Below are 22,297 nucleotides of genomic sequence, written 5' to 3'. Positions count from 1 at the left end.
AAATAAAAAAATAAGAAAGAAAAAGTTATTCATTGATTTGCAACTAGAAATACTCTTTTCGTTCATTTGGAAAATTAACGAAGGGGGATTCATTTATGGATAAAAAAATTACAAAAAATAGTTTTTTAGATTTATCTATTTTGATTCCTTATTTGATTCTTTCAGCTGTTGGCTTACTCATGGTGTTTTCAGCAACTGTCCCCTATCAAATTAACCGAGGACTATCTCCTTATCGATTGGCAATTTCTCAAGGAGTCTTTATAATTATAAGTTTTGTGGCTTTAATTATTATTTATCGAGTAAAATTGAGAATTATAAAAAATGAAAAGATTTTAAAAATAATTTTTCTAATTATTATCTTGCTGATGATTTATTCAAGGGTGGGTCCTAATACATCAGCGAATGGAGCGCATGGATGGATTCCCTTACCAGGGATTGGAACTATTCAGCCGGTTGAATTTGCAAAACTTTTTACAGTTTGGTTTCTTGCTTCTATCTTTTCTAACAGACAAGAAGAGATTGAGAAAAATGATATTCAAGCAATTTTTAAGGGTAACAATCTCATAAAAAAAGTTGTAGGGGGATGGCGATTTCCGATTATCTTACTAATGATAGTGGAACTCAGTATGCCTAATTTAGGAAATACAGCAATTATTGGGCTCTTAGCCTTGATAATGATTGGTGCAAGTGGAATTTCTTGGCGATGGTTTTCAGGTTATGGGAAGATGTTGCTTACGATTAGTCTTAGTTTTTTGCTCTTTCTTTTTATCAGTGGAGGCGATTTGATTCCAGGATCTTATATTAATGCTCGATTTAAAGCATTTGTTAATCCTTTTACTGACTTGGCTTCTTCGGGTCATCAACTTGCTAATTCATATTATGCGATTGTAGATGGTGGCTGGTTTGGAAGAGGGCTGGGGAATTCGATTGAAAAACAAGGATTTTTGCCTGAAGCTCATACAGATTTTATATTTTCAGTAATAGTAGAAGAATTGGGAATCATTGGTGGAATTATAATCCTAGCTGTCATTTTTTTCATGATTACCCGAATGCTTTTGGTGGGGATGCGGGCAAAAGATCCATTTAATTCAATGATTTCAATTGGTTGTTCATCTTTTTTGTTGATACAAGTTTTTGTCAATTTAGGTGGAGCAATTGGTTTGGTTCCAGAAACAGGTGTCACCTTTCCCTTTTTATCACAAGGTGGATCATCATTTTTAATTTCAACTTTGGCAGTAGGACTGGTTTTGAATAGCTAGGCTGACGAAAAATTAAAGAGTTTAAGTAAGTTATAATTTTTAATAAAAGAAAGAAGTATTCTTGATATGAAAAGAAAAGAAATTAGACAAAAGAAAAAAATAAAAAGGTCTAAAAAAGTATATTTTGTTCGTTTTATGTCCCTTTTTGTTATTTTAGTCGTGGCAGTTAGTGCGGTTATCTATGTTCAAGCAGAGAAAACATTAACGAAAACTCATGTAAATACAAAAATAAAAAGTTCTAGTATATCTGCAAAAAAACCACTAACTATTTTGCTTATGGGAGTGGATACTGGTGATAATAGTCGGGGTGGTGCAGATTCATGGAATGGAAATTCAGATTCTCAAATTATTTTAACATTGAATCCTCGGACAAAAACAACCACTATTATTTCAGTGGAACGAGATACGATGACGAATATTGAAGATGCATCTGGAAAAATTCAATCTACTCAAAAAATTAATGCTGCTTATCCTTTAGGATTTAATAATGGTGGGTTATCATCTGCTGTCACTTATGCCATGAAAACGATTGGTAATCAAGTAGGGCTGAATCTTAATAATTTTATGATTGTTAATATGGACGGTTTAGTAAATCTTGTGAATGACGTTGGAGGAGTAGAAGTTGTCAATGATACAAATGGCTCAGATGTCTATCAAGGGACTGATTCAGGTAAAATAACTTTGCCTGGTTCAGATAAAACTGTAGATAGTGGAGCGATTTATATCTCAAATACAGAACCTGAATATAAAGCTTATGTTCCTTATCTTTCAGGAAATCCTAAGCAGCTCATCAACGGAGAACAAGCTTTAGTTTTTGCCCGAGATAGAGATACGTTAGCTAATGGGAATTATGGACGCGCCGCTCATCAACGAGAAGTTATGACTGAATTAATGAACAAGATGCTTAGTCTTAATAGTGTTTTTAAATATTAATCATTTTTTAATGATATTTCATCAGATTTTAAAACGAACATTTCGATAAATCTTGCTAATTTGACCGCACTTATGGCTTATAAAGATTGTCTTAACAAGGTAGTTTCTATTCAATATCAAGGGGTAAGTCAAATGGTGGATGGTGGAAGTTATGAATTCATACCAGAAAATGTGGATTTGGCTATTCAAAATATAATGAGACAAGCAAATGATGAGTCTGTCACTGATAAGCTTGATCAAAGTGTCATTACTTATGAAAACTATTTTGGAAGTGAAACTGACCAATATTATATGCCTTCTGCGACGGTAACTATCAAAGGTGAAAAAAGTGAAACTTATGGAGTGGATACTAAAGGGAGTCTGGTAAAAATAAATAAGGAGAATGCTCAAGACTATGTTTCAAGTCAAGGAGGAGCTTTAGTCGCTAATTAAAATAGAGAAAATAAAATAATGTTAACCAGTTGACATTGTTTTATTTATAGGATATACTTAACTGGTTAACTAAATTAATAAATGAAAGGATAATATTTTGGCGAAGAAATCAAAAATTGCTAAATTTAAAAAGCAACAAAAATTAGTTGCTCAATATCAAGAGCTTAGACAGGAACTTAAGAAAGAAAAAAATTATGAAGCTCTCCGAAAACTGCCTAAAGATTCTCATCCCAATCGAATGAAAATGCGAGATCGAATTGACGGAAGACCCAGAGCCTACATGCGAAAATTTGGTATGTCACGAGTTAATTTTAGAAAATTGGCGCATGAAGGTAAGATTCCAGGGGTTAAGAAGTCAAGCTGGTAGAAATCTTTTTGAAAAATTTTATGGGATATGATAAAAATATTTTTATTATGTAATTTAAAGAATACTTCGTCTTAATGAATGGAGTATTTTTTCTCTATCTTGCTTAAGTAAAATTTAAGTCTTAAGTCCGAGAAAAAGTAAGCTTTTTTTTGGTACAATAGATTTATGAATAAAAAATTGAAAGCAATCTTTATTATAGAAATTTTTATTGTATTAGGATTGATTTTTCATGTGATTAGTACACCGCGTATGTGGGTAGTTCTAGCTTTAGCTATTCTCTTTACTATCTTGGCGACTCGTTCGCGTGCGCGTGTATTACGTATCATCAGTTTCATTTTTTGGGCAATATCGGTAATGATTCTCTTCACAGTTGGATGGTTCTGGTTAGCAATTATCTTCCCTACGATTGCTTGCATCGTTTTTTGGAAAAATAATCCACGAGAAGGAGGAGTAAGAAATTTTTCTTACGAAGATATTTCTCAAGATGAATCTGAGTCAATCATGAATGAAAATCAAAATGATATCATTGATCTTGATGATGTTACTTTTAAACCTTCGGGAAATAGTCTTTCTATTAAAAAAATGACAGGTAATACAAAAATTATTGTTCCTGAGGATGTAGGAGTTTCGCTTGATTTAACAACAAATGCTGGGCTTGTAAAGATTTTCAATGAGGCAGCACAAATTAATGCGGGAAATGTTCGTTATTTTAGTGAAAATTTAGATCAGGCGGAAAAACGAATTAAAATCAATATCCGTGTTGATTCAGGAAATATTGAGGTGATTAGAGGATGAAAAAATCACTTTTCACAACCTTTTTAGCAGTTTTTAGTATCATCCTTATTATGTATCTTCTTCTATTTATAATGATGAATAGTGGTCAACCTTTAGGGGGACTAAATACCGCTAATATTATTAGGGAACTTCGAGATAATTTCTATGGTTTATGGATATTTATATCAGTTGCAGGATTACTTGCGCTGATTTTTACCCTTTTTAATCATATTGAAAATATGGCTATTCAACAAAAATTTCAAGATGATATTAAACTTTTAGAAGAAAATCAACAACCTGAATCTCCTGAATTACAAGCTGTTCATGATAAAATTATGAATATGTCAGCTGAACTCCAAGAATTATCTAAGCAAAAATCTGCTGACAAAGCTGAAATTATTGAATTAGAGCGTAAAAGAATTTCACGGGAACTTCATGATTCTGTCAGTCAAGAACTTTTTGCAGCGACAATGATTTTATCTTCTGTTGCTGGTTCGACACAAAATTTGACTAAAGAACAAATCGAAACACAGACACAATTGGTTTTAAAAGTGCTCCATTCTGCACAAAATGAAATGCGAGCACTCTTACTACATCTTAGACCAGTAGAATTAGATGGTAAGAGTCTAGCAGAAGGTCTGTCAGCACTGACAGACGAGCTCCAAGCGAAAATTTCAGCAAATATTACAGTTAAATTGGCTGACATTGAAGCGACGAGTAATGTTGAGGACAATTTATTTCGAATGGCTCAAGAGATTTTATCGAATACTTTGCGTCATTCGCAAGCCGAGCACATTGAAGTTTCTTTAAGAGAATCACTTGGAAACATTTTCTTGAAAATTGCTGATGATGGAGTTGGTTTTGATGTTTCTACTAGTGATAAGACGGCCAGTTACGGTTTAGCCAATATCAAAGAACGTGCTTTATTAATCGGCGGAGATGCCAAAGTAATCTCGGCACCAGGTGCGGGGACAACTGTTGAAATCATTATACCTAAGGCGAAGCCGAGCCTTTAAAAATGATGCGTATTTAGAAAGAACAAAATGGAAAAAATTAAACTTTTAATTGTTGATGACCACCAGATGGTGCGACTAGGTTTATCAAGTTTCATGAATATTCAACCCGATATCGAAGTGGTTGGTGAAGCTGCCGATGGCGAGTCAGGCTTTTTAAAAACTGAAATGCTTGACCCTGATGTTATTCTCATGGATTTAGTGATGGATCGACTTGATGGAATTGGAGCAACGCAAAAGATTTTAGCTAAAAATCCAGAACGAAAAATTTTAATTCTAACGAGTTTTATTGATGACGAAAAAGTTTTTCCGGCTTTAGCTGCTGGAGCTAAAGGTTATATTCTTAAAACATCACAAGCCGCTGATATCGCATCTGCAATCAGAAAAGTTGCCAATGGAGAAGATGTCCTTTCCGATGCTGTCAAGGAAAAGATTGCTCAACAAAAACATCGAAAACATGAATTATATGATGATTTATCAAAAAGAGAATTAGAAGTATTAAAAGTACTTGCGACGGGACTTTCTAATCAAGAAATTGCTGATGAACTTTTTATCAGTTTAAAAACAGTCAAAACTCATGTTTCTAATATTTTTAATAAGCTTGAAGTGTCAGACCGAACTCAAGCAACAATTTATGCCATTCAACATCACTTAGTTTAAACCTGAGGAAAAACAAGTTAGAAATATGATATAATTAAGTTTGTACAAATAAAATTAAAGTGAAAAAAAGATGGAAAAAATATTAGAAAAAGCCCAAAAAATAAAAATCATTTTTTTTGATATTGATGATACTTTGAGGGTCAAAGATTCAGCTTTCATGCCTGAATCAATTACTGAAGTTTTTTATAAACTTCGTGAAAAAGGAATTATGACAGGAATTGCAACGGGAAGAAATCTTTTCGGAGTTGTTCCAGAAGTTAGGGCATTAAAACCAGATTTCTATGTAGCAATCAATGGTGCCTATGTTGAAAATGCACAAACAGGAGAAGTATTATATAAAAATACTTTTTCTAAGGAATTAATTGAAGAAATTATCACTTGGCTGAAAAATGAACAAAGTGGATATTCTTTTGTAGCTGCGGATAGTTTGAAAATTTCAAAATGGGATAAAATTGCTAGTGATGCAATTGGTCCAGTTTATTCGGAATTGGAAGAAAATCCCAATTATTATAAAACAAATGAAATTTATCAAATGTTGACAATTTCTGACCATGATGACCAATTAGAATTACCAGAAGCTTTGTCCGATAAAATTCGTTTGGTTCGTTGGCATCCAAACAGTTCAGATATTGTTCCAATGGAAGGTTCTAAAGCAATCGGCTGTCAAAAAGTTTTACAAGAACTTGGTCTGAAAGCTGAGAACATGATGAACTTTGGTGATGGACTTAATGACCGTGAACTCTTTGATTTTGCCGGTCTGTCAGTAGCTATGAAGGTTTCACATCTTGAAATTTTAGAAAAAGCAGATTACATTACTGATTCTGTTGAAAATGATGGAATTCTAAAAGCCTTACAAGCCTTAAAAATTATTGATTAAAGCTATCAGTAAAAACTGTCAGTAAAAATTACTGACAGAAATTTATTAATTTATAAAAAGAAAGGAAGGTATTTTTAGAAATAAAAATACTAACTAAAAAATATGACTTACCCACAACTTGAACTTGAAAACTACAAAGGTACTACAGCAATTATCAATACAAATCATGGAAAAATGACTGTAAAATTATTTGATAGTCTTACTCCAAAAACCGTAAAAAACTTTATTGAACTTAGCAAAGAGGGTTATTATGATGGAGTAATTTTCCACCGTATCATCAAAGATTTCATGGTTCAAGGAGGAGACCCAACAGGAACTGGGATGGGAGGTTCTTCAATCTACGGAGAAAAATTTGAAGATGAGTTCTCAATGGACCTCTTTAATCTTCGGGGAGCTTTGTCAATGGCCAATGCTGGATCTAATACAAACGGAAGTCAATTTTTCATTGTTCAAAATAAAAACTTGCCTTATCCTAAAGATTCACTTATCCAAGGAGGGTGGCCTGAAGAAGTAGCTGAAACATATACTGGCGGTGGAACTCCTCATCTTGATGGCCGTCACACTGTCTTTGGTCAATTGGTTGATGAAGAAAGCTATAAAGTTCTCGATGAAATTGCCGCTGTTCGTGTAGGTGCGCAAGATAAACCAGTCGATGATGTCGTTATTGAATCAGTTGAGATTATCGAGCCATAATATGGAGAAGAAAAGTCCTAAAATCGGTGATATTGTTGAGGTTGAAATTATTGGAATGCAAGATTATGGTGCATTTGTAAAATTTTACCTGGATAATTCATCAAATAAAGAAAAAATTGAACAAAAAGGATTGATTCATATTTCTGAAATTCAATCTGGTTATGTCAAAAGTATTCATGATATTGCTAAAATTGGCCAAAAAGTGATGGCACAAATTATTGATATTGACGAATATAATGGCAAAATTAGCCTGTCAATTCGCAGTCTGGAAAAAAATCCGCAAGTTCACCATATTTACCGAAAAAAACATTTTACTGATTCTCGGGATAAAATTGGCTTTAAAACCCTTGCTAATTATTTGCCAGGTTGGATTGAAGAAAATGAAGCCTACCTTAAAGCCAAAAAAAATGCCCAAAGTGAGGATTTTCTTTGAATGATAACGTATTAAGATATATCAAACGAGTTTTTAATTTAATTACTATTCTTGGCTTTGTTGCGACAATTGTTGGTGGCATTTATTTATGGCGCCTAGGTGCATTTCAAAATCAAGCAGTCTTACAACAATTGATTGTGGCACATCGTTTTTTAGGACCATTAATCTTCCTTTGTATGCAAATTTTGCAAGTCATTGTTCCAATCATACCAGGTGGGATTACAATGGCAGCAGGGGTCATGATTTTTGGACCAGTTTGGGGTTTTATTTATAATTACTTTGGAATTGTTGCGGGCTCTTTTTTACTTTTTCACTTTGGTAAAAAATATGGTTCTTCATTAGCCAAAACTTTTGTCAAAGAAAAAACATATAATAAATACATGGCTTGGTTGGATAAGGGGCAAAAACGCTTTAATATTGTTTTCGCGCTCCTCATTTTATCTCCTATTGCCCCAGATGATGCCCTTGTTTTAATAGCAAGTCAAACAAAAATGAGTTGGAAATTCTTCACTTGGAGTATCTTATTATGTAAACCATTGCCAATTCTCCTCTATTCTTATCTTCTGATTTTTGGAGGAGACCTTCTTGGGCACATTTTATAAAATGCTGAAAGTGCTTTCAGTGTTTTTTTATTGGAATTTTTGAGAAAGAATGCCCAAATCATCCAAAAAAATTGTATAATAGAATGGATTTATGATTTTAAACAGAAGTCACCTCAATAATAAAATTGTTTTTGTAAATTTGAAGCAAAAGTTAGAACTAAGTGATAGCAAATTGCCCCAAATGAATTGCCAAAACAAGATTAAACTGACTGGAGCTAGTTTTGAAAAACAAGAAAGCAAATAGATTTACATTTGATTCACGAATTGATTATGGGCTAATTTTACCAGCCTTTATGTTAATATTGATTGGTCTTTACGCACTTTATGTTGCAGTAAGTCATGACCACCCCACACAAGCAACGAATCTAGTTGTTCAACAAGGAACTTGGGTTATTGTCGGACTCTTTGTTGCTTTAATTGTCATGCATATGGATTCAAGGTTTTTATGGAATTTAACACCATTTTTTTACCTATTAGGTCTTATATTAATGGTTCTACCGATCTTTTTCTACGATAAAGCAACCTATGCTTCAACAGGTGCAAAAAACTGGCTCGCTTTTGGAGGACGAAATCTTTTTCAACCGTCGGAGTTTATGAAACTTTCCTATATTTTATTTTCGGCTAGGATTGTGGTTACCTTCCAAAATAATCTAAAAAAACGAGTACTCAAAGATGATTTCCGCTTAATCGGACTTCTGATACTTGAAACAATCCCAGTTGCCATTTTATCAGTCTTTCAAAAAGACTTCGGAACTTTCTTGGTCTTTGCAGCTATCTTTGCTGGAATTATTTTAGTTGCTGGTATTTCTTGGAAAATACTTGCGCCAGCTTTTCTTTTCGTAGCAGCAGTAGCTGTAGGAATTGTTGCTCTAGTTGCTTCACCAGAAGGACAAAAATTTCTTGAAAGTACCAGTTTTGCTCAGTATCAGGTCAATCGTTTTATCGCATGGTTACATCCTTTTGAATATTCTCAGACTTTCAGTCTTCAACAAGCACGCTCATTGATTTCAGTTGGTGTTGGTGGTCTTTGGGGTAAAGGAATTGGTGTAGCTAATGTCAATGTTCCCGTTCGAGAATCAGATATGATTTTCACTGTCATTGCTGAAGATTTCGGATTTGTTGGATCAGCCTTTTTGATTTTCCTTTACTTTATGCTGATTTATCGAATGATTCGAGTAACTTTCAAATCAAATAATCAGTTTTATACCTATATTTCAACGGGTATTATTATGATGATTCTCTTCCATGTCTTTGAAAATATTGGAGCAGCGATTGGTGTTGTTCCTTTAACAGGTATTCCCCTACCCTTCATTTCTCAAGGGGGATCGGCCTTAATGGCAAATATCATCGGCTTAGGGCTCGTTTTATCAATGAAATATAATCAATTACCAGAATTTGTCAAGGAACAAAGACAAATTCCAGTTAAGGGTGATAGTCGAAAAAATCGTCGAAGAAATAGACATTAACAATTAATAAGAATACAAAAAGTAAAAGTTACTGACAGAAAATTCAGTAGCTTTTTTATTACGATAAAATATTTAAAAGTCTATATATACCAAGGAAGAAAACGCTTTAAATTTTTGTAAATTATTAGAAATAATGATAGAATAAACTCGTGAGAGAAATCTCAAATACTAAATTTAATTGATTGCCTGAAACGACAACCATCCTATATAGAGGAGGCGTTTTTATGCGCGCAGCACGTTTTTACGACCGCGGGGACATCCGCGTTGATGAAATTAATGAACCAATAGTAAAAGCTGGCCAAGTTGGCATTGATGTGGCTTGGTGTGGAATTTGTGGAACAGATCTTCATGAATTTTTAGATGGCCCAATTTTTTGTCCGTCAGCAGAACATCCTAATCCAATTACTGGAGAAGTACCACCAGTCACTCTTGGACATGAAATGTCTGGGGTTGTAAATTTTATAGGTGAAGGAGTAAGCGGACTTAAAGTAGGTGACCATGTCGTTGTCGAACCTTATATCGTTCCCGAAGGGACTGATACAAGTGAAACTGGACATTATAACCTCTCAGAAGGCTCAAACTTTATTGGTTTGGGCGGAAATGGTGGAGGTTTGGCTGAAAAAAATTCTGTTGATGAACGTTGGGTTCACAAAATTCCTGATAACTTACCATTGGATGAAGCTGCTCTAATTGAGCCACTATCAGTCGGCTATCACGCTGTTGAACGAGCAAATTTAAGTGAAAAGAGTACGGTATTAGTTGTTGGTGCTGAACCAATTGGACTATTAACTGCTGCCGTTGCAAAAGCGCAAGGACATACTGTTATCATCAGTGAACCTAGTGGACTTCGTCGTAAAAAAGCACAAGAAGCACAAGTTGCTGATTATTTCTTCAATCCAATTGAAGATGACATTCAAGCTAAAGTTCATGAAATTAATGAAAAAGGAGTGGACGCAGCCTTTGAATGTACCTCTGTCCAACCGGGATTTGACGCTTGTCTAGATGCGATTCGTATGGGTGGAACAGTTGTCATTGTTGCAATTTGGGGCAAGCCTGCTAGTGTTGATATGGCAAAATTAGTAATCAAAGAAGCTAACCTTTTAGGAACGATTGCTTATAATAACACTCATCCAAAAACAATTGATTTAGTATCAACAGGTAAAATAAAATTGGACCAATTCATCACAGCTAAAATCGGTTTGGATGATTTGATTGATAAAGGATTCGATACGCTGATTCATCATAATGAAACAGCTGTTAAAATTTTAGTTTCACCCACTGGTAAAGGTTTATAAAATAATTAAATAAAGGAGAAATAAGATGTCTAAAATTGCAGCAGTTACTGGAGCAGGTCAAGGAATAGGTTTTGCAATCGCAAAACGTCTCTATAATGATGGTTTTAAAGTAGCTATTATTGATTACAACGAAGAAACAGCTCAAAAAGCAGCAAAAGAACTTGGAGAAAACTCATTTGCGGTTAAAGCTGATGTTTCCGACCGTGAACAAGTTATTTCAGCTTTGAATGCTGTTGTCGACAAATTTGGTGATTTAAATGTTGTAGTTAATAATGCCGGAATTGCCCCAACAACACCAATTGAAACAATTACACCTGAACAATTTCATCAAGTCTATAATATTAATGTTGGTGGAGTTTTATGGGGGACACAAACAGCAACAGCACTTTTTAGAAAATTAGGTCATGGAGGTAAAATTATCAACGCAACCTCACAAGCTGGAGTTGTTGGAAATCCAAATCTAATGCTCTATTCTTCTTCAAAATTTGCTGTTCGTGGGATGACTCAAATTGCTGCTCGTGATTTAGCAGAAGAAGGAATCACAGTTAATGCTTATGCACCAGGGATTGTAAAAACACCAATGATGTTTGATATTGCGCATCAAGTTGGTAAAAATGCCGGTAAAGATGATGAATGGGGAATGCAAACTTTCGCAAAAGATATTGCCATGAAACGTTTATCTGAGCCTGAAGATGTGGCAAATGTTGTTTCATTCTTAGCTGGCCCTGATTCAAACTATATTACCGGTCAAACAATTATTGTTGATGGAGGAATGCAATTCCATTAATCTAAAAATGAACTGTCAAGTTTTTATCTTGACAGTTTATTTTATTTTGTGCTATAATTGTCTTAAATAAATGAACGAGGTAAGGTCTATTGAAAATCTAAGTTTTGAACTTTAAAAATATTCGTAAAAATCGAGTGTTTTTGTTGTCTTCATAACTTAGAGAGAATAGACTTTTATTATGTTTACAGATTGGGCAATTTGTCAGAATTTGTATCTTTTAAAGCTCTTTTCACCTAAGTTGTGAAAAGAGTTTTTTAATTTAAGGAGAAAATAATGAATCAAAAACAAAAAGAAATGCAAGCTAAACTAGAACAAATTAAGAAGAATAAACCGCAATTTGCTGGGAAAAATACTAATGGGATGACAGCAGTAAAAGCAACCAAGCAAAATCAACACGGAGCAAAAATTAATTCTCCAAGAAAAGCGGGAATTTGAGATTTATGTACATTCAGAGGAACTCACTCTGAGTTTTTCTACTCAAATTAGATTTCTTAATTCTCACAAATGAGAGGAGAATTAAATGTCAAATATTGAATTTAAAGACTTAACCTTTGGCTACGGGGATAATCTGATTTTCAATCATGCCCAAATAAATATTGATGACCGTTGGAAATTAGGATTAGTAGGGCGAAATGGCCGTGGAAAATCAACCCTTTTAAACTTACTACAAGGTAAAATAACTACTGACAGCTCGATAATTACTGACAAAAACTTTGTTTACTTCCCCCAATTACTGACAGAAGAAGATTTTAATGATAAAGATAAATCTAAAAAACAAAATACTGCTGATAAATATTCTGTAGAAAGTCTGTCAGTAAAAATTACTGACAGAAATTCACAATTAACTTATTATGTGCTAAATGAATTAGCCGAATTTGAACAATGGAAATTAGAACGTGAATTATCTTTATTGAAAGTTGATTTAGAAATTCTTTGGCGTCCTTTTGGAAGTTTATCGGGTGGGGAACAAACCAAGTGTCTCTTGGCAATTTTATTTTTAGATGAGGACAATTTTCCACTAATTGATGAACCAACAAATCATTTGGATATGGAAAGCAGAAAAATAGTTGCTGACTATCTTCAAAAGAAATCAGGATTTATCGTTGTATCACATGACCGAAATTTTCTTGACGAAGTCTGTGACCACACCTTGGCAATTGAACGTCAGCAAATAGTTCTCTATCAGGGAAATTTCTCAACCTATGAACGAGAGAAACAGTTGCGTGATGACTTTGAACTTGCTGAAGATGAAAAATTACGTAAAGATATTTCAAGACTGAAAAAGACTTCGTTAGAAAAAAGAGATTGGTCTAATCAACGAGAAAATGTTGCCGGAGCAACCTTTGTGGATAAAAAAGTTGCCAAAAAACAGAATCAACGAGCAAAATCAATTGAAAAACGAATGGGACAGGAAGTTGAGAATAAAGAGAAATTACTCAAAAATATCGAAAAAACTGAACCTCTTATCATGAATTTTCAACCTTCACATCATAAAAGACTGATTCAGTTTGAAAATTTTTCTCTTGGATTTACCGAAAAATTACTTTTCCAGCCGATTGATTTTTCTTTGAAAGTGGGAGAGATTGCAGCAATTGTCGGACCAAATGGTCAAGGGAAATCAAGTATTATTAAATATTTATCTCGTGATTTTTCTGGTGAGCACAGTGGATTTGTTCAATTTCCCCAGGGGATAAGGCTATCATTTGTTCGTCAGATTTATGATAATCGTGGTTATCTGAAAGACTTTGCTACCGAATATCAATTAGATTATGAATTATTTTTAGCTAATCTCAGAAAACTGGGGATGGAGCGCAAGCAATTTAGCCAAAAGATAGAAACGATGAGTCAAGGACAACAAAAAAAGGTTGAATTAGCTCGTAGTTTATCACAAGAAGCAGAGCTTTATCTCTGGGATGAGCCGCTTAATTATCTTGACGTGTTTAATCGTGAACAAATAATTCAACTTCTAGAAACTTATCATCCAACAATGCTTCTGGTCGAACATGATCAAGCTTTTGTTGAAAAAATTTCTAATCAAATTATTAACCTAAAAGATACATAAATTTAAAAAATAAAAGTAGAGTGATTTTACTCTACTTTTTTAGAATACTTTCATATAATAGAAAATATGAATAAAGCAAAGCGCACAATTTTGTTTTTATTTAAAAAAATGTATACTTTAGATACACAACCACCATTGACAAAAAATCTTAATCTTAAATTGTTTGAAAGCCTGATAAATTAGGAATAGTAATAGGAGAAGAACAGTTCATCATTTAATAGTTATAAGCTAATTATTAGTATTATTTCTTTGATTAATATCATCTATTTTTATATCAAGCCTTTTAGATAAACATTGACATTATTTATGCGTTATAAATAAAATTTATCAACACCAAAGGATTTGACTATAACGATAAAAGAAGTTTATAGTAATAAAGTAATAACATTAATTATAATTTTTATGGAGGTTGTACGATGCGTGCACATGAAATTTTAAACAATCCTTTTTTAAATAAAGGAACAGCTTTTACTATGAAAGAACGTCAAGAATTGGGGTTGATTGGTCTTCTTCCACCAACTGTTCAAACAATTGAAGAACAAGCTGAACAAACTTACGAACAATATTTGACAAAACCATCTGATTTAGAAAAACGTCATTTCTTGATGGAAATTTTTAATACAAACCGTACTTTGTTTTACTACTTATTTAACAAACATATTGTAGAATTTAATCCAGTTGTTTATGATCCAACAATTGCTGATACAATTGAAAACTACAGTCATTTGTTCGTAGATCCACAATATGCTGCTTATCTTGATATTAACCACCCTGAAAACATTACTGAAACATTAAAAAATGCAGCAGGTGACAGAGAAATTCGTCTTATTGTTGTAACTGATGCTGAAGGAATCCTTGGTATCGGAGATTGGGGAACTCAAGGTGTTGATATCTCAGTTGGTAAATTAATGATTTATACAGCCGCAGCAGGTATTGATCCAGCGTCTGTACTTCCAGTTGTTATTGATGCAGGAACAAATAGAAAAGAACTTTTAGAAGATCATTTGTATCTTGGAAACCATCAAGAACGTATTTACGGTGACCAATACTACAGTTTCGTCGATCAATTTGTAGAAACTGCAGAATCAATTTTCCCTAAATTGTACCTTCACTGGGAAGATTTCGGACGTTCAAATGCTGCAACAATTTTAAATAACTACAAAACAAAAATCCCAACATTTAATGATGACATTCAAGGAACTGGTATTGTTGTTTTAGGTGGTATTTTCGGATCACTTGACATTACAGGTGAAAAATTAACTGATCAAGTATACCTTTGCTATGGTGGTGGTTCAGCCGGTGCAGGGATTGCTGGTCGTGTTCATGCTGAAATGGTTAGTGAAGGTCTTTCTGAAGAAGAAGCTTACAAACATTTCTTCATGATTGATCAACAAGGTTTACTTTTTGATGATATGGAAGACCTTACACCAGCTCAAAAACCATTTGCTAAAAAACGTGCTGATTATAAAGATGCTGGAGATATGACTGACCTTCTTAACGTTGTTAAGACAGTAAAACCAACTATTTTAGTAGGAACTTCAACTAATCCAGGTGCCTTTACAAAAGAAGTTGTTGAAGCAATGTGTGCTAATACAGAACGCCCAGTAATCTTCCCTATCTCAAATCCAACTAAAAAAATGGAAGCTACAGCTGAACAAGTTATTGAGTGGTCTGATGGAAAAGCTTTTGTCGCTACTGGTGTTCCTTCAGGAACAATCAACTACAAAGGTGTTGATTATCAAATTGGTCAAGCAAACAACTCACTTATCTACCCAGGTTTGGGCTTAGGGATGTTGGCATCTGAAGCAAAACTTTTGACAGATGAAATGATCGGTGCAGCTGCACATTCATTGAGCGGTTTAGTAGATCCAGGTAAACCAGGTGCTCCTGTTCTTCCTCCATTTGAATTTGTTGCTGATGTATCAATTAAAGTTGCAGAAGCAGTTGCTAAGAAAGCTCAAGAACAAGGTCTTACTGAATCTAAAGAAACTGATATGGCTAAAGCAGTTCGTGATCTTAAATGGTATCCAGAGTACTAAGGGGAATATCTTAAATGAAAAAACTTAAAGAAACGAAAATATCGGGAATTAGTCTTCCCTTATATGCCTTTTTCGTAGCTGTCATCATAGTTGTAACACTATTAGGAAAACTTCCACTTGATATGGTAGGGTTAACTCTCCTACTTGTAACATTAGGTCACCTATTATACTTCATAGGAGAAAAACTCCCTATTATGAATTCATACTTAGGTGGGGGATCTGTTTTCACTTTAATTGGTGCTACTCTATTATCTTTTTTCCACATTGTTCCTTCAAATGTTATTGGAGCAGTTTCCAATTTTATGGGAGGGAAATTTGGATTTCTTGATTTTTATATAGCTGCACTTATCTGTGGATCTATTTTAGGAATGAACAGAAATCTTTTGGTTAAAGCTTCCAAGAAATTTATTCCGATTGCTTTAATCACTATGGTTATTGGTTTCTTCTCAGTAGGTCTTGTAGGAATGCTTATTGGTAATGGATTTGCTGATTCTGTAATGTATGTTTCTATGCCAATGATGTCAGGTGGTATGGGAGCCGGAATTACTCCACTCTCTCAAATCTATGCAGCCGGATTGGCTCATGGAAACCAAGCAGCTATCTTCTCTCAACTTGCTCCAGCAGTTACTTTTGGTAATATTCTTGCGATTATTGGTGCCTTATCTATCGCTAAAGTATTCAACAAATCTAAATATAATGGACATGGGACTCTTGTTGCAGCAACTAAAGAAGAGTTGGCTAAACCTAAAATAAAATTAGATGCTCAACAAATCGGAACAGGAATGCTCTTTGCCTTTGCTCTTTTGATGGCTGGTGACATCTTGAACAAATTCTTCCCTAATATTCATCAATATGCATTTATGATTATTATTGTATTTATCTTGAAAGCAACAAATACTGTTCCTAAAGATTTAGAAGAATCTGTTGTAATGTTTAACCAAGTGATTATGACAAACCTTACTCATGCTGTTTTGGCAGGTATTGGTCTTGCTTTGATTGACTTGAATACTCTTGCTTCAGCATTTACATGGCAATTTGTTGTACTTTGCTTGACAAGTGTTGTTGTAATGGGACTTGCTAGTTGGTTCTTGGCTCACCTCTTTGGCCTTTATCCAGTCGAAACTGCCATTGGTGCAGGGATGATCAATAATTCTATGGGTGGAACAGGTAACATTGCTGTCTTGTCTGCATCAGATAGAATGGAAATGATTGCTTTTGCACAGATGGCTAATAGACTCTGTGGTGCAATTGTTCTTATCTTCGGTGGAATTCTTATCCGATTCTTTTATTAAAATAACCAAAAAAACATTTTATATAAAATGTTTTTTTTTTACAAAATTAACTGATTAAGGAAATAAAATAGTTGGGACTATATCGCCTCTCGCATGAAGTGGTTCAAGTAAATATAAAAGTTTGGAGCCATATTGATAGTAAAATAATGTAAAGATTTAACAAATTTTCTGCTAATCTTTAAGATACACACTCCTTGTTTGATAAAATATTAAGCTATTCTTTTAACTCCATTATGTCTTAAACTCACTAATAATCGAGAACGTAATATATAAAAATATAATGATGATTGAACCCTAATGAACCCTCTTGATGTATGGTATAATATAAAAATGAATGTAAAAAAACAAATTTTTAAAGGCACACTTTATGCAGTAGTTGCCGGTTGTATGTGGGGAATTTCTGGCATTTTTGGTCAGCTTTTTTTCCGTGATTATCATGGTAGCCCGCTTTGGATTACATCAACACGTTTAACGATTGCTGGTGTTATTTTATTGGCCATGTCTTTTTCGCGAGACCATAAGCGTTTTTTTGATGTCTGGAAATCAAAAAAGAATATGCCAACCCTCTTTTTGTATGTTTTTGGTGGGGTATTTTCTGTTCAATATTTTTATTATGTGGCCATTCAACTTTCAAATAGTGCTACAGCGACAATTTTACAATATACAGCACCCGTTTTTATTATGCTTTATTTACTCATTTTTCAACGTCAAGTCCCAAAACCCAAATCGGTCTTATTCGTCATTTTAGCAATGATAGGTGTTTTTTTGTTGATTACGGACGGAAATATCAAACATTTATCAATCAGTCCCCTAGCTCTTGTAACAGGCCTTCTCGCTGGTGTAGCTGTTGTTATTTATTCAATCATCCCTCGGCCATTATTAGATAAATATGGCGCACTTAATATGACAGGTTGGGGAATGATGCTTGCGGGGATTGCCTGTAATATCTTCTATCCAGTTTGGCGTATTGATTTTCGAATTGAACCCTTGTCAATTTTTTATGTTTTAACAATTTCTATTGTTGGAACAGCACTGGCTTTTTTATTGCTTTTAAGAGCCTTTCAATTGATTTCACCGCTTGTTGTTTCAGTTGCAACAGCTACTGAACCATTGACTTCTGTTTTTTTAAGTATTCCATTATTTGGCTTGAAATTAACCCCACTTGAATTACTAGGAATTGTTATGGTCATCGTTTCTGTTATTCTTCTATCGAAATCAGAACAAGCTTAAAAGAAACCTAGGGGTTTCTTTTTTTAAAACTGTTTTATTAGAAAATTCTGATATAATATTTTTATTAGGAGAGAATTTTTATGGAAGAGTATTATTTACCATTGGAACTTAAAACAGACGTTTGGAAGTTAGCATTTCTTTGGTCAATTTTTATATTTTTGTCTTTTTTCGAGAATTTTTTTATTCAGGAATCTATCAATTCTGAAAGTTTGCGCCATATTATTTTAAGTTTATTAATTGGACTATTACTTATATATTTTTTGATATTTCTCATCAATCATTCTCGACGAAAGTTGGTCATCATCAACGAAGAAGGAATTCAATTACGGCTATTATTTCGTGAAGTTAAGATTGAGTGGAGAGACATCCGAGGAATGTATGTTCGTTCAGGTGTACTATATATTTGTGAACAAACTTCATTTAATCCTGTCTATATTGAAAAGAAAATTTGGTATAAACGGCTAAAGTTTTATCAAAATTATTTTGACCCAGGTCACAATTTAAAAATTGTATTGTCGATACAGGGCTCTATCATATCTATGGATATTAATGAACTTTCTATTATTTGTGAAGAAGTATGGTTAAAACAGAGTGGTTTTGAACAAAGGGATTTATTTACAGAAAATCCTTTTGAAAAAATTGATGAGGCCACTAGAGCAAGAAAATTAAATCCTTGGAAAAGGATTCTACTTTATGCTGTATTTTTTATTATTGCTCTGGGAGGTTTAATATTTAAAGATAAAATTAAAGAAACCTACAGTTTAGTGGATAATCAAGTTTATTATGTTGTAGATTCAAAAACAAATAATGTACAATTTGCCTTTGAAACTTCAACTTTTGAAAAAAAACAAGAAGCGAGTATTGTTACTGACAGAGCTATGAGAGAGCTTAGTTACTATTCAGAGGATTATTTCAATGATATTGAGAGAAAATATTATGATCATCAATTATTAACGGGAGAAAATTTTGCAATTGTAGCTGCAAGTCATCCAACTTGGTGGAAACAAACCTTTGATTTCAGTAGATATGTTAAGAAAAATCAACTTCAAAAAATTACATTAACGAGTATAAAAAAACCACTTTTAAAGAATTATTTAACAGCACAGATGGAACTAACTCAGAATCAATTTAAAGGTAAAAAATTTCCAGTTAAAATTTTGAAAGCAAACTAAAAATATCCATTTCTGACAAAATGTTAGCTACTAAAGTGTGTTATAATATTAACATGGACTACGAAAATTATATCTGGGATTTAGGCGGAACTTTATTGGACAATTATGAAAGTTCTAGTCATGCATTTGCTGCAACGCTTTGGTCAATGGCAGAGCGTGTTGTTTTGCGCACTGATGTATATGATGCGCTAAAAGTTTCAACGGCTTACGCTGTTGAAAAATATGCCAGTGATTTGCCAGGCTTTTTGGAAGAATACAAAAAGCTAGAAGCAGAGGAATTAGAAAAACCAATTCTCTTTTCCGGTGCTAAAAAAGTACTGACAGACCTATCAGTAAAAGGAAATAAGAATTTTATGATTTCACATCGCAATCATCAAGTTCTGACAATTCTGTCAGCAGCTGAAATTGATTCATATTTTACAGAGGTTGTCACGTCTGATAATGGCTTCAAACGAAAACCAGCACCAGAATCAATTAACTATTTGTTAAATAAATATAAACTCAATCCAAAGAAGACAGTGATGATTGGCGATCGTCCTTTAGATATTGAAGCAGGAAATGCTGCTGGGATATCAACAATTTATTTTGATAGCTCAACAGATTCAACTCTGTCAGGACAAGCGATTAACACTGTAAGTGATGGTTCGCTTAATAGCAAGCCAACTCACATTATTCATCAGCTGACAGAGATTATTTTGTAATCTTAAAAAAATGAATTAATGATAAGCAGATTTTTAGTCAAAATTGCTTATTTTTTTTACAAGTTTGAGTGACAAAATACCATGCACTAGAGCTAAAATCGCTGATTTATGGTATAATAGTAGTAAGTTTTTCATAGAAATGAGAGTTAACTTTGAACGAAGAAAATAAAAATTTAGAAATGCTTGCAGACGAATATGACGCCAGTCAAATTCAAGTACTTGAAGGTCTTGAAGCAGTACGTATGCGTCCAGGGATGTATATTGGTTCAACCTCAAAAGAAGGTTTGCACCATTTAGTCTGGGAAATTGTTGACAATTCAATTGATGAAGCACTTGCAGGATTTGCAAGCCATATTGAGGTTTTTATTGAGCCTGATAATTCAATTACTGTTGTTGATGATGGACGTGGAATTCCGGTTGATATTCAAGAAAAAACGGGTCGTCCAGCCGTGGAAACAGTCTTCACAGTGTTGCATGCTGGAGGTAAATTTGGTGGAGGCGGCTATAAAGTTTCTGGTGGATTGCACGGTGTTGGTTCATCTGTTGTTAATGCTTTGTCAACAGTACTAGATGTTACTGTTCATAAAGATGGCCAAAAATATTATCAAGAATATCATCGTGGTCTCGTTGGAGATGATTTAAAAATTATTGGTGAAACTGACCGTAGAGGGACAACTGTTCACTTTGTACCAGACCCAGAAATTTTTACAGAAACTGTTGAATTTGATTTTGATAAGCTTGCAACACGTGTTCGTGAGTTAGCCTTTTTGAATCGCGGTCTTCGCATTTCCTTAACAGACAAACGTGAAGGAAATGAAAAAAATGAAGTTCACTTCCATTATGAAGGTGGAATTCAGTCTTATGTTGAATATTTAAATGAAAATAAGACAGTCATTTTTGAACCAGCAATTTTTACTGAAGGTGAAATGGATGGAATTGCTGTTGAAGTAGCAATGCAATATACTGATACTTATCATTCAGTAGTGATGTCCTTTGCTAACAACATCAACACTCATGAAGGTGGAACACATGAGCAAGGTTTTAGAACAGCCCTTACTCGTGTTATTAATAATTACGCAAAACAAAATAAAATTCTTAAAGAAAACGAAGATAATTTAACTGGGGATGATGTCCGCGAAGGATTGACAGCAGTTATTTCGGTTAAGCATCCTAATCCACAATTTGAAGGGCAAACCAAAACAAAACTTGGGAACTCAGAAGTAACAGGAATTGTTAACAAACTCTTTGCGGAAGCTTTGACAACATTTATGTTAGAAAATCCACAAGTTGCTCGTAAAATCGTTGAAAAAGGGATTTTGGCAAGTAAAGCAAGGATTGCAGCAAAACGTGCGCGTGAAGTGACACGTAAAAAATCAGGGCTTGAAATTTCCAACCTTCCTGGTAAATTAGCTGACTGTTCATCAAATAATCCAGAACAAACAGAATTATTCATCGTCGAAGGAGATTCGGCTGGAGGTTCGGCTAAATCAGGACGTAATCGTGAATTCCAAGCAATTTTACCTATTCGTGGTAAGATTTTGAATGTGGAAAAAGCAACGATGGATAAAATTTTGGCCAATGAAGAAATTCGTTCTCTATTCACTGCAATGGGAACTGGTTTTGGAGCAGATTATGATTTGTCGAAAGCACGTTATCACAAACTTGTTATCATGACCGATGCCGATGTCGACGGAGCACACATCCGTACGCTTTTACTAACACTCTTCTACCGTTATATGCGCCCAGTTGTTGAAGCAGGGTATGTTTATATTGCTCAGCCACCAATTTACGGTATCAAAGTTGGTTCAGAAACAAAAGAATACATTCAACCAGGTGAAAATCAAGAAAAAGATTTACAAGAAGCTTTAGCACGTTGGGCACAAGGAAGAACAAAGCCTACTGTACAACGTTATAAAGGTTTAGGGGAAATGGATGACCATCAACTTTGGGATACAACAATGGATCCTGAGCACCGTTTAATGGCACGTGTATCTGTTGAAGACGCAGCAGAAGCTGACAAAATCTTTGATATGCTCATGGGAGACAGAGTTGAACCTCGTCGTGAATTTATCGAAAATAATGCTCAGTACTCGACAATTGATGCATAATATAGTAAAAACAACTCATTTTTGTTTGAGTTGTTTTTTTATTGAACGAAATGTTAGCGCTTTATCGAAAAGTGTAATATAATGAAGTCAAGAAGGAGGTGG

The 22,297-nt window shown here is 34.0% G+C and carries 21 protein-coding genes and 1 pseudogene; all 22 read left to right on the top strand.

The features are described from left to right. Positions 1–95 precede the first annotated feature (95 nt). The 22 genes and pseudogenes from PYW37_RS08300 to gyrB all read left to right on the top strand — a co-directional run bounded on the left by PYW37_RS08300 (position 96) and on the right by gyrB (position 22,195). The gene (locus PYW37_RS08300) at positions 96–1,259 is read left to right on the top strand and encodes an FtsW/RodA/SpoVE family cell cycle protein (protein ID WP_044009633.1); all 1,164 of its coding nucleotides are present in this window, start codon (positions 96–98) and stop codon (positions 1,257–1,259) included. Between the two features lie 66 nt (positions 1,260–1,325). Then, positions 1,326–2,144: pseudogene (locus PYW37_RS08295) on the top strand (LCP family protein); the annotation flags it as partial. A 108-nt stretch (positions 2,145–2,252) separates the two neighbouring features. After that, complete coding sequence (locus PYW37_RS08290) at positions 2,253–2,624, top strand: hypothetical protein (RefSeq protein ID WP_232238883.1); 372 nt, start codon at positions 2,253–2,255, stop codon at positions 2,622–2,624. Positions 2,625–2,721: 97 nt separating this feature from the next. Next, the gene (rpsN, locus tag PYW37_RS08285) at positions 2,722–2,991 is read left to right on the top strand and encodes a 30S ribosomal protein S14 (RefSeq protein ID WP_010905608.1); all 270 of its coding nucleotides are present in this window, start codon (positions 2,722–2,724) and stop codon (positions 2,989–2,991) included. 165 nt (positions 2,992–3,156) lie between these two features. Continuing rightward, the gene (gene liaF / locus PYW37_RS08280; protein ID WP_012897539.1) at positions 3,157–3,786 is read left to right on the top strand and encodes a cell wall-active antibiotics response protein LiaF; all 630 of its coding nucleotides are present in this window, start codon (positions 3,157–3,159) and stop codon (positions 3,784–3,786) included. After that, positions 3,783–4,781 (top strand): sensor histidine kinase, encoded by a 999-nt coding sequence (locus PYW37_RS08275; RefSeq protein WP_012897540.1) that lies wholly within the window; start codon positions 3,783–3,785, stop codon positions 4,779–4,781. The genes liaF and PYW37_RS08275 overlap by 4 nt, the downstream gene beginning before the upstream one ends. Before the next feature lie 27 nt (positions 4,782–4,808). Further along, positions 4,809–5,438: a LuxR C-terminal-related transcriptional regulator gene (locus PYW37_RS08270; protein WP_003131402.1), complete on the top strand. Its 630-nt coding sequence runs from the start codon at positions 4,809–4,811 to the stop codon at positions 5,436–5,438. Positions 5,439–5,508: 70 nt separating this feature from the next. Further along, positions 5,509–6,315 (top strand): Cof-type HAD-IIB family hydrolase, encoded by an 807-nt coding sequence (locus PYW37_RS08265; protein ID WP_023189829.1) that lies wholly within the window; start codon positions 5,509–5,511, stop codon positions 6,313–6,315. A gap of 102 nt (positions 6,316–6,417) precedes the next feature. Beyond that, complete coding sequence (locus PYW37_RS08260; RefSeq protein ID WP_023189828.1) at positions 6,418–7,008, top strand: peptidylprolyl isomerase; 591 nt, start codon at positions 6,418–6,420, stop codon at positions 7,006–7,008. Position 7,009: 1 nt separating this feature from the next. Further along, positions 7,010–7,441, top strand: coding sequence for a CvfD/Ygs/GSP13 family RNA-binding post-transcriptional regulator (locus tag PYW37_RS08255; RefSeq protein WP_003131405.1), 432 nt, complete (start codon positions 7,010–7,012; stop codon positions 7,439–7,441). Beyond that, entirely contained in the window at positions 7,438–8,043 is a 606-nt protein-coding gene (locus PYW37_RS08250) for a TVP38/TMEM64 family protein (RefSeq protein WP_012897545.1), read from the top strand. The genes PYW37_RS08255 and PYW37_RS08250 overlap by 4 nt, the downstream gene beginning before the upstream one ends. 221 nt (positions 8,044–8,264) lie before the next feature. Then, entirely contained in the window at positions 8,265–9,509 is a 1,245-nt protein-coding gene (locus PYW37_RS08245; protein ID WP_021722277.1) for an FtsW/RodA/SpoVE family cell cycle protein, read from the top strand. A gap of 224 nt (positions 9,510–9,733) precedes the next feature. After that, on the top strand, positions 9,734–10,804 hold the full coding sequence (locus PYW37_RS08240) for a 2,3-butanediol dehydrogenase (protein WP_025016675.1): 1,071 nt from the start codon (positions 9,734–9,736) through the stop codon (positions 10,802–10,804). Between the two features lie 25 nt (positions 10,805–10,829). Continuing rightward, positions 10,830–11,591 (top strand): (S)-acetoin forming diacetyl reductase, encoded by a 762-nt coding sequence (locus PYW37_RS08235; RefSeq protein ID WP_012897548.1) that lies wholly within the window; start codon positions 10,830–10,832, stop codon positions 11,589–11,591. 273 nt (positions 11,592–11,864) lie between these two features. Further along, positions 11,865–12,026, top strand: a complete 162-nt coding sequence (locus PYW37_RS08230; protein ID WP_012897549.1) for a hypothetical protein — start codon at positions 11,865–11,867, stop codon at positions 12,024–12,026. Between the two features lie 85 nt (positions 12,027–12,111). Next, positions 12,112–13,653 carry a ribosomal protection-like ABC-F family protein gene (gene abc-f / locus PYW37_RS08225; protein ID WP_025016674.1) on the top strand — a complete coding sequence of 514 codons (1,542 nt, stop codon included), beginning with the start codon at positions 12,112–12,114 and terminating at the stop codon, positions 13,651–13,653. Between the two features lie 416 nt (positions 13,654–14,069). After that, positions 14,070–15,692: a malolactic enzyme gene (locus tag PYW37_RS08220; protein ID WP_021722333.1), complete on the top strand. Its 1,623-nt coding sequence runs from the start codon at positions 14,070–14,072 to the stop codon at positions 15,690–15,692. A 14-nt stretch (positions 15,693–15,706) separates the two neighbouring features. Continuing rightward, complete coding sequence (mleP, locus tag PYW37_RS08215) at positions 15,707–16,984, top strand: malate transporter MleP (RefSeq protein WP_044009634.1); 1,278 nt, start codon at positions 15,707–15,709, stop codon at positions 16,982–16,984. A gap of 330 nt (positions 16,985–17,314) precedes the next feature. After that, positions 17,315–18,214: a DMT family transporter gene (locus PYW37_RS08210; RefSeq protein WP_025016673.1), complete on the top strand. Its 900-nt coding sequence runs from the start codon at positions 17,315–17,317 to the stop codon at positions 18,212–18,214. Between the two features lie 80 nt (positions 18,215–18,294). Beyond that, positions 18,295–19,386: a hypothetical protein gene (locus tag PYW37_RS08205; RefSeq protein WP_017864391.1), complete on the top strand. Its 1,092-nt coding sequence runs from the start codon at positions 18,295–18,297 to the stop codon at positions 19,384–19,386. A 53-nt stretch (positions 19,387–19,439) separates the two neighbouring features. After that, positions 19,440–20,087, top strand: coding sequence for an HAD family hydrolase (locus PYW37_RS08200; protein WP_003131420.1), 648 nt, complete (start codon positions 19,440–19,442; stop codon positions 20,085–20,087). A gap of 152 nt (positions 20,088–20,239) precedes the next feature. Further along, positions 20,240–22,195: a DNA topoisomerase (ATP-hydrolyzing) subunit B gene (gene gyrB, locus PYW37_RS08195; protein WP_003131421.1), complete on the top strand. Its 1,956-nt coding sequence runs from the start codon at positions 20,240–20,242 to the stop codon at positions 22,193–22,195. Positions 22,196–22,297 lie beyond the last annotated feature (102 nt).

Source organism: Lactococcus lactis, assembly GCF_029023865.1.
GTDB lineage: Bacteria > Bacillota > Bacilli > Lactobacillales > Streptococcaceae > Lactococcus > Lactococcus lactis.
Note: the sequence above shows the minus strand (reverse complement) of the source record. Positions and strands in the feature narration are given on the sequence as shown.